Annotated in this window: 14 protein-coding genes; all 14 read right to left on the bottom strand. The window is 37.8% G+C overall.

The window, feature by feature from the left end:
• Complete coding sequence (locus tag GQR54_RS03580) at nt 1-2,241, bottom strand: transporter (protein ID WP_166376550.1); 2,241 nt, start codon at nt 2,239-2,241, stop codon at nt 1-3.
• Nucleotides 2,242-2,287: 46 nt separating this feature from the next.
• Nucleotides 2,288-2,797 (bottom strand): outer membrane lipoprotein carrier protein LolA, encoded by a 510-nt coding sequence (locus GQR54_RS03575; protein ID WP_024593019.1) that lies wholly within the window; start codon nt 2,795-2,797, stop codon nt 2,288-2,290.
• Between the two features lie 23 nt (nt 2,798-2,820).
• The gene (locus tag GQR54_RS03570; protein WP_007580812.1) at nt 2,821-3,249 is read right to left on the bottom strand and encodes an acyl-CoA thioesterase; all 429 of its coding nucleotides are present in this window, start codon (nt 3,247-3,249) and stop codon (nt 2,821-2,823) included.
• Nucleotides 3,242-4,786 carry an aromatic amino acid ammonia-lyase gene (locus GQR54_RS03565; RefSeq protein ID WP_166376549.1) on the bottom strand — a complete coding sequence of 515 codons (1,545 nt, stop codon included), beginning with the start codon at nt 4,784-4,786 and terminating at the stop codon, nt 3,242-3,244. Before GQR54_RS03565 ends, GQR54_RS03570 begins: the two co-directional genes overlap by 8 nt.
• Entirely contained in the window at nt 4,779-5,747 is a 969-nt protein-coding gene (locus tag GQR54_RS03560) for an acyltransferase (RefSeq protein ID WP_008137192.1), read from the bottom strand. Before GQR54_RS03560 ends, GQR54_RS03565 begins: the two co-directional genes overlap by 8 nt.
• Nucleotides 5,737-6,486 (bottom strand): glycosyltransferase family 2 protein, encoded by a 750-nt coding sequence (locus GQR54_RS03555; protein WP_166376548.1) that lies wholly within the window; start codon nt 6,484-6,486, stop codon nt 5,737-5,739. The genes GQR54_RS03560 and GQR54_RS03555 overlap by 11 nt, the downstream gene beginning before the upstream one ends.
• Nucleotides 6,479-6,844, bottom strand: a complete 366-nt coding sequence (locus tag GQR54_RS03550) for a thioester dehydrase (RefSeq protein WP_166376547.1) — start codon at nt 6,842-6,844, stop codon at nt 6,479-6,481. Before GQR54_RS03550 ends, GQR54_RS03555 begins: the two co-directional genes overlap by 8 nt.
• Nucleotides 6,828-8,192 (bottom strand): AMP-binding protein, encoded by a 1,365-nt coding sequence (locus GQR54_RS03545; protein ID WP_166376546.1) that lies wholly within the window; start codon nt 8,190-8,192, stop codon nt 6,828-6,830. The genes GQR54_RS03550 and GQR54_RS03545 overlap by 17 nt, the downstream gene beginning before the upstream one ends.
• Nucleotides 8,185-8,751 (bottom strand): hypothetical protein, encoded by a 567-nt coding sequence (locus GQR54_RS03540; protein ID WP_166376545.1) that lies wholly within the window; start codon nt 8,749-8,751, stop codon nt 8,185-8,187. The genes GQR54_RS03545 and GQR54_RS03540 overlap by 8 nt, the downstream gene beginning before the upstream one ends.
• A gap of 4 nt (nt 8,752-8,755) precedes the next feature.
• On the bottom strand, nt 8,756-9,001 hold the full coding sequence (locus GQR54_RS03535) for an acyl carrier protein (protein ID WP_002958648.1): 246 nt from the start codon (nt 8,999-9,001) through the stop codon (nt 8,756-8,758).
• Nucleotides 9,002-9,022: 21 nt separating this feature from the next.
• Nucleotides 9,023-9,280, bottom strand: coding sequence for a phosphopantetheine-binding protein (locus tag GQR54_RS03530; protein ID WP_166376544.1), 258 nt, complete (start codon nt 9,278-9,280; stop codon nt 9,023-9,025).
• Complete coding sequence (locus tag GQR54_RS03525) at nt 9,277-10,059, bottom strand: lysophospholipid acyltransferase family protein (protein WP_197193175.1); 783 nt, start codon at nt 10,057-10,059, stop codon at nt 9,277-9,279. The genes GQR54_RS03530 and GQR54_RS03525 overlap by 4 nt, the downstream gene beginning before the upstream one ends.
• Nucleotides 10,052-10,765: a beta-ketoacyl synthase chain length factor gene (locus GQR54_RS03520; RefSeq protein WP_197193163.1), complete on the bottom strand. Its 714-nt coding sequence runs from the start codon at nt 10,763-10,765 to the stop codon at nt 10,052-10,054. The genes GQR54_RS03525 and GQR54_RS03520 overlap by 8 nt, the downstream gene beginning before the upstream one ends.
• Nucleotides 10,766-10,883: 118 nt before the next feature.
• Nucleotides 10,884-11,801 (bottom strand): 4-hydroxy-tetrahydrodipicolinate synthase, encoded by a 918-nt coding sequence (gene dapA / locus GQR54_RS03515; protein ID WP_024591739.1) that lies wholly within the window; start codon nt 11,799-11,801, stop codon nt 10,884-10,886.
• Nucleotides 11,802-11,938 lie beyond the last annotated feature (137 nt).

Genomic DNA, 11,938 nt, shown 5'->3' with positions numbered 1-11,938 from the left:
TTATTGTTCCTTTTGAGGCTTTAAAACACTCAGCGGTGATAAAAAGTAAATAGCTAAAATCCCTACCATTACACTCAGCCCAAAGCTAAAAATAGCCGGTGTATCAGATGCACTCAACATCCCAAATACCCACATTGATGACGCAGCCGATAAGCTAATCGCTAACACATTTTTGGGCTCTAACTTATTTATTTGATAAAAAACGAGGTAATCAATTGCTAAGGCAATAACAAGTAACGCACCGAGTAAATTAAATAACGACAAGCTACCTTGAATCGCATTACATACCCAAAGCATGCTCAACACCACAACAGATAAAATGGTCACCTGCAGCAGCGCTATCTTAATCGTAAATCGCCAACTAAAAAGCAGCCAACTAATAAAACCCGCAAGCACTAGGCTTAATAGTAAATATTCACGGTAATCACTTAATAAAGCACTAATTTGTTTAGGTTTATTATAAAGGTAAATTCCATTGTTTTTTTCAACCTCATTAATTAGTTGATCAGATGAAATACCCGAAATAGACACCCACGTTATCGATTGTTCTGACTCAACAACCATTTGAGAAAGCAGTAATGGTTTAAATGTACTCGTGGCGAGTGTTTCATAAGTTAATAACGGTGCCTTTGTACTTACTAACGCTTGCCCTGTAACGCGCTCTGCAATATCCAAAGTCCCTTTGTTTTTAGCCTGTTCAAACAAGGCTTGGTTATCCCTCTGCTTTTGTAAACTAGGCAACCAATGGCTAATGCTATTATGTTTAAAATTAGGGTTTAGTTGGGTTAAGCGTTTTAAAAATTGTTCTTGTTTTTGTAAAAGCGCTTCGTCGCTATCTGCAAACATAAAAACAATTTGGCTATCCCACTGCCCAAGTAATAACAAATGCTTTTTTTCGTTTAGCATTAAATGTTCGGAGCTTGCATTTAATAGCTTTACATCATCATTAAAGCTAATAGGTTTTATTAAAAATAACGCACTTATAAGGGCTAATAATGTAATGAGTATCGGTTTTTTTAAACTATTGCAGTATAAAAAAACCTTAATGAGCTTTTGACTCATCAATAAACTCGAAGGCGATAACCTGAGTGTAGATTGCCACAATGGCAAAACTAAAACTGTAAATAGCCAAGCACTCACTAAACCCGCAATAACAAACACGCCAACTTGAGATAATAACGTTAGTGGCGCACCTAGTAAGCAACAATAACCCAACGTAGTCGTAATAAGAGAGAGTAAAAGCGCAGATTGTGTCCCTTTGCTGTAGCCTTTTTCATACTCTTTTTTGGCTAAATCAGTCATACCATGAAATGCATAATCAATGGCAATACCAATCAAGGTAACTGCAAAAACAAGCGTTAATAAATGAATAGTCTTAAACAGCAACACCATAGCGATAGCGCCGCCAATAAGTGCACTCAGTACGGTAAAGCTTGCTAATAAAATACTGTTTAAACGCCTAAACACCCAAAATACCATAACAATAAGGGCTAATAAGCTAATGCCACCAAACAGGCTCATCTCGTATTTAGCTTGTTCAGCATTTTCAGCCGTATGAAATAGCACACCAGAGTAAGTAATGCTTAAATCAGGGTAGGTTTTATTAAGTATATTTATCTGTTTAATTATCGCGCCAGCTAAATCAATTGATTTATTAACCCCTAAATTTTCAGGCGCTAAGTTTGCCAAAATGACACGGTATTCAACGCCTTTTAAACGTCGAGTTAAACGACCTTGTTCAAGCGTAAACAATTGGCTTTGTTTTAAGTTATCTCCTATAAATGCCGCTAGGCTCAAACTTGTATCTTTGCTTAAGGTAGCACTTACAAATGGGTTGCCTAACTGATTTAATTGCTCAAGGTAATAATGTTCAAACGTTGTTTTTTTGCTTAATGTTTGCTTGTAAGTATCACTTAATAACGCATGTTTGAAAGGTGAGAATGTTTGCGCTAAATCGTTAACGGACGGAAAGTTAAATGTGCTTTTAATTGCATTATCGTCAAGCCATTTTTGGAAATCATCAAATGCTTTATTTTTATTATTTCCTGCAAACGAGAACATAATACGGTTAGCATTTTGCTGAAAAAAGACATCTTCAGCATGTGCAATTTGGGAGTGCGACTTTGGCAATAAGCTAAACATATCGGCGCTAAACGTTGGTTTAGACAGCCAAAAAGCTGCAGCAAAAAGTAAAATTAAACTGCTAAACCACCCTACAATAACGGTAATTCGTTTTGTCACTGCACTATTCCCTTAATTAACCACTGCTTTATTTAAAAACATAATTTTATTTGGAATAAGTAAACTCAATTTTTGTGTTATTTCCTGAGTGCTCATTTAGTGTAATACTACTCACTTGCTTAGCAGTTTCACATAAAATAAAATCACTAAATAATTGCTTTAGCATCGCTTCTTTTGGTATTAACTGTGTGCAACTGTCTTGCATTTTAGCAATGTCAAAACGTGTTTCCAGCGCACTCATATTTACGCTAAGTAAGTCACTCAGTAATCCTACAAATTGCTCGCTACCGGGTTGTGGTATTAACTCACCATTGGCATTTTGTGCAAGCACTTTGCCGTTTTCTATTATGAGCATACTCTCAACAGGCATTTTCACTTGCCAAATTAGCTTTTCGTCAATTAACGAAAAAACACCCGACGAAATAAAAGGCTTAGCAAATCCATTAAATTGCTTATATTGCTTAAACTCACCTTTAATAACTGCTGCATTTACTACAGAGCAAAACAGTAAAAAGCTAATGGCTATGCTCAATGTAAAACATTTTAAAAAATTCATTTAATCGCCTATAAAATAAAAATTTAATTCAAAACCGCTTTTAACTTATTAAATAAAATAGCGGGTGATTCAAATTGCATTTCTTTGGAGCTAACCTCAACCGCAACTTGCGTGGTTGAGGCTTTAGTAAGGCGCTTATTAGTTAGCGAGTCAGTGATTACGTAATCAATCCGTAGTCTATTCTCGTATTCTTTTAAATAAGCCGCTACTTTAATTTTTTGAGTAAATACTGCTGAGGCGACATACTTTATTTGCATATCAACAATAGGCCACGCGTAGCCCGATTCATGCATTTGTGGGTAATCATAATCAAATAAACGCAGTAACTCGCAGCGCGCTACTTCTAAGTAACGTGGGTAGTTACCATGCCATACAACATTCATTGGATCGCAGTCATGAAATGGAATTTCAATTTCTACAACATGCGTTAATAATGCACCTTTACTATTCATACAACGCCCAACGTTTAGTTTGAATATACCCTATTGTTTGCCTTAGCACGGCTTCCATTGGTCTATCCTCAGTGAGGTTTTCAAAGTAATCAGTTATATCGGTATACATGTTTTGCATATCTTGCGTTAAAGTCGAAAACTCAAGATCGCCTTGTTTTATACGCAATCTAACACCTTGAATACTGGCTAATAACGTACTTGCTAACACTTGTTCTGTTAGCTGTAAAATACGTAAACAATCGCGAGACGCAATAGTTCCCATACTCACTTTATCTTGATTATGACACTCCGTAGAGCGAGAAAAAACGCTGGCCGGCATGGTTAGTTTTAATGCCTCTGCTGTGTAAGCACTACAGCCAATTTGAACCGCTTTAAAACCATGATTAATATAACGGCGCTCTGGTGCACTATCAGACAAGTTTGAAGGAAGCCCATTGTTGTACTTAGTATCAACCAAAGAAGCGATTTGTCTGTCGGCTAAATCAGCAAGGTTTGCAACGGCTGTTTTCATGCTATCCATTGCCATTGCAATGTGGCCTCCGTAAAAATGCCCGCCGTGTAATACATGCTCACCTTGGCCGTCAATTATTGGGTTATCGTTTGCTGAGTTAAGCTCGTTTTCTATCATGTGCCTAAAAAACGGAAGACTGTCTTGCAGCACACCAATAACATGGGGTGCACAACGGATTGAATACCTATCTTGAAGTCTGTCTGCATTACGAGGGTGATCGTGATGGTTTAAATCTTCTCTTATCCAACGTGCAATTTGTTGCTGCCCAGGATGTGGCTTAACTGAAAATAATATCTCATCAAAATGATGGCTATTTCCTTTAAGCGCTAAACTTGATAATGCAGTAATACGGCTCGCCAGTTTAGCTAAGTAATTAGCCCTATCAAACGCTAAACACGCTAATGCAGTCATTACCGCTGTGCCATTCATAACGGCAAGACCTTCTTTTGGCCTTAGTGTTAGAGGTTCTAAGCCAACTTCATTCATAACTTCAGCACTGTTACGTACTTGGTCTTTGTAAAACACATCACGCTCGCCTACCATCGCACCTGCAACGTAAGATAACGGTGTTAAATCGCCACTGGCACCTACTGACCCTTCTTGCGGGATCACTGGCACTATATCGTTATTTAAGTAATCTTTAAGTAGGTGCAGCATTTCCCAGCTAATACCAGAGTAGCCCTGTGAAAGTGATGTTAAGCGGGTCGCTAAAATTGCACGCCCTTGCACTTTATTAAATACATCCCCGAGTCCACAGCCGTGAAAGCGAGTTAAATGCAGAGGTAATTCATCAACTAAATCAAGGGGTACAGCCACCGTTACAGAATCACCGTAACCAGTAGTAACGCCGTAAATTACGCCATCTTCTTTTAAAAGTGTGTCTAAAAAACGCAAAGCGCTATTAATTTTAACGCTAAAAGTTTCACAGCTATTTAATTGCACTTGTGTTTCATTAAAGGCAACTCGAACAATATCTTCAATTGATAATCGCTGATTGCCAAAAAGCTGTATATTTTGTTCAGTCACACTTGTTCTCCATTGATTGATCGCGCACTACCTGCTGATCACTTTTCCAAAAATCGTAAAAATTAAACCACTGATAAGGATATAAAGCTGCGTAATAACTCAAACGCTGTGCATAGTCAGTAATAATAAGTGTTAGCGCCTGCTGTCGCTCTCGTCGAGGCATTTTTAATGATTGGCTGTAATGTTCAAATATCACTTGATACTTTTTGCTTTTTTTATCTTTTAAACAAAACAAAAAGTAAACAGGGCAATCAAGCAGCGCGGCTAATATAAAAGGCCCCTGTGAAAATGGGGCATTTTTGCCTAAAAATGGTACCTGTACCGACCGAGAAGCCGTTGTTGTGCTTGTTCTGTCGCCAACAATAACGATTATTTCTCCCTGCTCTACTTTTTCTTTTAGTAAAATAGCTAAGTCAGGCCCCATATCAGTCACTTGTATTAAATTAACCGACACATCTGGGTTAATCTTTTTAAGCATTTTATTAAATTCAACAGCGTGATGGGTAAACACCAGTACATTTATTTTTTTACTGCTGCGGTGCTGGCTAAGTGCCCTGCACACCTCTAAATTACCCAAGTGGGAACCTATAAAAATAGCCCCTTGATTTTGCTCATCTAGCTCAGCAAATAAATGCTCATTCGTGTATTTAATATCACGTTGAGTTATTCGCCCAAGCCAAGCATCAATTTTATCTAATGCGCTATCTGCAAAACTGCAAAAGTGCGTTAATTGCATTTTAAACGTAACAGGTTGTTTGCAGCCTTGGTAAACATTAACTTGCTCTAAAAACACTTTAGATGCTACACGCGCTACTTTTCCTGTTAAAAAAAGATAAAAAACCACAGGAAACAAAACAATCCACAGCCCTTTTCTACCCAGTAATTCATGAGCAAATAACAGTATTTGAATACCTAAGAAATTACCGCGCTCTTGCATTTTAGACCAGTGTTTAGCCGCCATAACGCCTCTTTAATTTATGCCAAATTAACACAGGAGAGCGAATCAACATTCCAAAAAACAAGCGGGTGTGTAACCACGAAATACGCACGTTATCGTGTAATGGCTGAAAATGAGAAAGCCCATTTTCGGGGTAAATTACTTGGCTAGGTAAAAATACAAAAGGCACATTGCGCCAATATAAACGCACTAAAATTTCGGGGTCAAAATCCATGCGTTTTCCAAGCGATACCTCATCAATTAGCTTTGTACTTTGCTCAAGCGGATACACTCTAAAGCCACACATTGAATCTACAATTGTAAAACTTAACGTTTCAATCCATACCCAAACATGCGTTAAATAACGTGCTAAATAACGGTGTTTAGGCACTGAATCGTCATATATTGGGCAACAGCTTATAAGCGCTTTAGGCTGAGCGTTTGAAAGCGCTATTAGTTTTTTAATATCAGATAAGTCATGCTGCCCATCTGCATCAATCTGTATCGCATGCGAAAAACCTAGCTTATGTGCCTGCTTTAAGCCTGTTTGTACCGCGCCGCCTTTGCCTTGATTATCGTCGTGGGCAACTACACTCAACTGCGCGTGTTTTGCATCAAGCTTACTGAACACATTTTTAGCTTCGGCGTTGCTTGCGTCATCAACCATAATAATAGGAAGATTAAATGACGATAATTGGCTCAGTACATCATCAATAACCGTAACGTGATTATAATTTGGGATAACAATACAAAAGTTATTCATTTATCAGGCTATCAAAAACAACACGGCCAGATGCATGCTGTCCTTTGTTTGAATTATACGAAAAGGTATATTTATTCTCTGCTTTTTGCTCAAGCAATAATTCGATTGTTATACCTGGGGTAATCACTACCTGAAATTTTAATACTTCAACATTTTTAACAGGTTGCTGAACATTATAATATTTACAAATTGCAGCCACAGCCCAGTCTAATTGCACAACACCTGCGAGTATTGGGCCATCCGTAAAATGTCCTTTGAAATAATCTAAATCATGAGGAACTAGTAAGCTTAATTTATACTTTTGCTCTGCTTTTTCACAAGACAGTAAATCAGGATGTGTTTTAGTCAACTTTTGCAAAAAGACTCTCCAATGCTTTTAAATTTAACTTTGCCTGTGAGTTGTATGGTAATTGCTCTACAAAACGCCACTTTTTAGGGATACAAATTCGCTCAAAGCGCACTAATGCATGCGCTTTTAATAAATTATTTGTAGCTAACTTACCGTCACCATTAAAAAACATCTGCCCTTTATGCGTAAGCACAACAATAGCGCCTACAATTAATCGCTCACCAGGCAAGGCGATTACTTTAGCTTCACTTACCCACTCACTAGTACACAAATGTTGTTCTAGCTCATCTAAACTTAATCGCTTTTCTTCTAATTTTATAATTCGGTCGAATCGGCCTAATAGTCTAAATTGACCATTTTTAAGTACTTCGCCTCTATCATCTAAAGGGTAATTTTTGTCGCGAACGAGCGGTGAGTTTAAAATTAAACGCTGATCATCCAAAGCCCGTACTTTAATACCCGAAAATGGCTGCCAAAGGCTAACCTTTTCAAGTGAAGTAACTTGTCGATATGCAATACCACCGGTTTCGGTACTACCAAAAACTTGTGTAACTGGTTTATTTAATTGCGTAAACAACGATACAGCATCTTCGTTTAATAGCGGTCCGCCTGATGAAAAAATCCATTGTAAATGAGACTTATCATCCACTAAAACATTATCAATACATAACCGTTTTAACTGCGCTGGGCTTGAAACAAACACTACTTTTTTAAATAACTTGAGCTTTGTAGCTATATGTTCTGGGTAATGCAATAGCTCTGTATTTACAACCTTTCCTGCACGTAATGGCCACAATAATCTAAACAATAAGCCGTATATATGCTGATGCGAAACACTCGCTATAAAAATAGTATTATCAATCAGTGCGTAGCTATTAATTAATGTACTTAATTCTTTATTTATTACCTGCCACGTTTTTACAATTGGCTTTGCTTTACCCGACGAGCCCGACGTGTAAAAAACAATTGTGCCTTCTTGAGGCCATTTAATTGTTTCAATAGATACAAAGTGAGGTTGATTGACTAAGGTTCCTATATCTAAAAAATCAGCCTCTAAATCGGCTACTAATTCAGACTCACCAATAAAAAAAGGTGTTTGTTTAAGCAAGGAGTTTAACGTTGCAGGTTGCCCATTAGGCGGCAAAATCACTGTGTTTCCGTGTAGTGCCAAAGCAAATAAGTACACGGCAAATTTGTAGGTGTCTGTGGTGTATAAAACAACCGATGATTTAGCATTTAACGTTGATAGCTTTGCTAAAACTTCGTTTATATCACTAACAAACTGACGCTCCGAAATATCATTATCAGTATGATTAAAACATGTTCTTATCGCATTACTTTGAAAAGCATTAAACACCGGCGTTCCTTTTTACTTTTTGTCTGACTAGCCACTCTATAGCAAACAATGTGCCCATAGCTAAGTAAGCAATAAAACCATTATAAAAAGCCCAGGTTTCTAGGCTACTAAAAATACTGGTGTACAGGGCAATACCACCGTTTAATACAAAAAAAACACACCACACTAGCGTTACTTTTTTTGTATAAATCACACCGTTTTCATCAAGTGAGGGCTCAGTAATGCGCGCAAGGGTTTCAATAATAGAAGGCCCTTTATACAAAGAATACGCAAACACAACTAACATAACTAAATTAATGATTACGGGATACAAACGCAGCCCTAAGTCGCTATCCATTACCTTGGAAATCAAAATAGTAATGGCAGCTAAAAATGTAGCGGGCTTTAACCACGGCATTTTATCAAACAAGGCTCTGCTTAACCAAAGTCTAAGCCCGAGTAAAAATAGCAGTAATACTGTAATAATCTGACTATTAAAACGCGTAAGACCTACGTACACAATAATAGGGTAGCAAGCCAAGCAAATCATAATTAACGTTGTTAAAACTGCTTTTAACATAGTATTAGTTAACTAACTTTTCTATTTCGGTGACTATGTCTTGCACTGTGCGCACAAGCTTAAAGGCATCAGGCTCAATTTTTTTACCTGTGATTTCTCTTAATTTCACAACTAAGTCAACTGCATCAATACTGTCTAAATCAAGATCTTGGTACAGGTTAGCCTCTAAGCTAATATCTTCTGGGTCTATTTCAAATTCGTTTTCTAAAATGCCGTGTAATACATCATAAATTTCAGCAGCGGTTTTCATCTTTCTTCCTACTTTTATATATTAAGAACGTGCTTGTTCAATAAATTTTGCTAAAGAATTAACTGAGGCAAAGTGCGCTTTAGTTTGATCAGAGTTTGCATCTATTTTCACATCAAATTGCTTCTTTATCGCAAGGCCAAGCTCTAATGCATCTATGCTGTCTAGCCCTAGGCCATCTACAAATAAAACGTCATCATCTTGTATGTCAGCAGTGGTCATGTCTTCAAGGTCAAGGCTTGAGATAATCAGTTGTTTTATTTGTTCTTTTAATTCGCTCATATATTTTTTAGCTCTTGTGTAAAATAATGTTGTAAATCTTTAGTCAATTGGCGTGATTGCATCGCAGGCATATCGCTGTCGTACGTTGCACAATTAAACTGCTGGCTCGCAAGCCCCATTGTAAAATGCGCCTGATATGGCGCGACCTTATACCAAGGTGTGCCTTTGGTTAAAGTGTTTGGCTTCATTTTAATTAAAAAAGTAGTAATGGGCGCATGACATCTAATTGCAATATTTGCAGCGCCTCGTTTAAACTTTAATGTTTTGTGAGGCTCTGTCCGTGTCCCTTCAGGAAATACAATTAAGTTATTACCCTTTTGCAAACTGCGCTCGCATTCTCGTAATAGCTCCTGCGGATCGTCATTACTTATATAGCCGGTGCTTTTAATAACGCCGCGCATAAAAGGATTTTTAAATAAATGCGCCTTTACTACGCAATCTGCATTTTTTACTACCGAAATTAAAACAACAACATCAATTAAAGAAGGATGGTTTGCTAATATCAGTTGCCCTTTTAAGCCTTCAATTTTTGCTTTATCGTTGACATGAAATCGAATAACGCCCGTTACATGCATTAAAATAACAAACCATTTGAAGCTGTAATGTACTGTTTTTCGAGCCTTAATCTTTTGTTTAACTGAGTCACTTTGAAATAGGCGCTGAGCAGGAAAAACAATAAAGGCTAATACTAAACCACCAACCCCAAAAACTGAAAAGCAAAATGCAGTAGCAATAATCCGCCAAATCAACCCACATAACCTTTGTACATTTTTAAGCATGGTATGTAAGCTGCCAATCGTGCTCAAGCGTGTTATGAACAAGTAATATATTGCTTCGCTCATACAAAGCTTTAGCGCATTGAATACTCATTGGTAAGTCGCTTTTTTCCATGCCCGTATTAAATACTTTGTTTAAACTAAAATGGGGTTCGACTTTTTGCGGCGCTCTTATTATTAAACCAATAGAGTGTGCTATTTGCTGTTCATCGGCGTACTGAGCGTAAATATCGGGGAGAGTCTCGTCGGTATGAACTATTAACATGTGTTGCTGATCGTTATCAGCAAGTCTTACAAAGCCATCTACGAGTGCATAAATAAAGCTTTCGGCTCCTGCAGCTATAGCATTTGTAGCACTTGTATTACCCTGTATTATCCCAAAAAGTCCCGATGCGGCATTATGCACACTTAACCCAAAACCAGTGGGCGACAGTGGCTGATCATTTACTACATCAATAAGTAGGTTAGACGTTTTGTGAAAATCACCGTGGCGAGAAGAAAAAACACTCGGTAAATTAACATAGTTACCTTGAGTGCTTACTTGATGAGCACTAAAGAGTGCCATTTTAATAAAGGAAGTCATTCGGCGTCGCTGCATAGCAGGCACCCAACTAAGATTTAATACAGAGGAATCAAACCAATTACTCTCTTTTATTTGTCGCTGTTCGGGCTTTATCCATATAGCGAGTTCTTCAACAACAAATTTCACAGCTCTGCATATTTTATAAGATATAAGGGAGGGAATTTTACCGATTTTAGCAATAGAAGTAAATAATCATTAACAAAAAGCACTGAACTAACACTTTGTTCAGTGCTTGCTCATATTGCTAGGAAAGGAGGGCTATATCGTCCTGCTTTATACACTTAGCTGTGCCGCCAACAACATCGTTGTTATTCAACTCATTAATTAATACTTCGCCTTGGGCTTGCTGCTCATCACTAAGCGGTAAATACGGTAATCTAAATACTGGGTTTACTGCGCCAGTCATCATCAATGCGGTATTAATAGCAATCGGGTTTGGTTCACAGAACAACCAGTTCATCAATGGTTGTAACGACGCATTTAGCTCGTTACTTGGCGTATCCATTAACTGACGGAATAACCCAGGTATTAAGTTAGAAGTAACCGAGATAACTCCGTGCGCTTTATGTGTGTGGCGCGCATCATGACTTTCGTCATCGTTACCCGACCAACATGCAATACCTTGTTGCTCATAATGGGCAATACGTTCATTACCGCCACACTCTTTTACGCCAATAAAATATTCATGCTTAGCGAGTGGCTCAATAATATCAGGTGTTAGGTCTTGACCTGTTCGCCCTGCTACGTTGTAAATAAAGGCAGGTCCAATATCAAGTACGCGTTTAAAGTGCTCTTTAACGCCTGCAATAGACGTACGTCCGTAATATGGATTAATTTGCAGTGCTGCATCCATACCACTGGCAAAGCCATATTTAGTTGCTTTAATCGCTTCACGGGTGTTGTTACTACCGGTATTACCGACAATAACCAGTTTGTCACCATACTTGTTTGCACTGTGCGCTATAAGCATTAAATGCTCTTCCCAGTTCATTAACTGGCCTTCGCCTGTTGTGCCACCAACTACAATGCCGTCAACGCCTGCTGCAATTTGTATTTCTACGAGTTCATCGTACTTTGCTAGGTCTATTTCACCGTTTGCTAAGTATGGCGTTTTAATAGCTGTAATAAGACTTGCTTGTTTAATTTGGTCTAGGGTGCGCATAAAAAATCATTATTTATAAAACTTGCGCTATTTGTAACATAATTGCCGGTACTTTTGGAGGTGTAAACCCACATTTAATTATAAAATCTCTTGTGTTATTAAGTTTGGTAATACAAAATGAATAACTGTATATATAA

The organism is Pseudoalteromonas sp. Z9A4, assembly GCF_011378845.1.
GTDB classification, from domain to species: domain Bacteria; phylum Pseudomonadota; class Gammaproteobacteria; order Enterobacterales; family Alteromonadaceae; genus Pseudoalteromonas; species Pseudoalteromonas arctica.
Note: the sequence above shows the minus strand (reverse complement) of the source record. Positions and strands in the feature narration are given on the sequence as shown.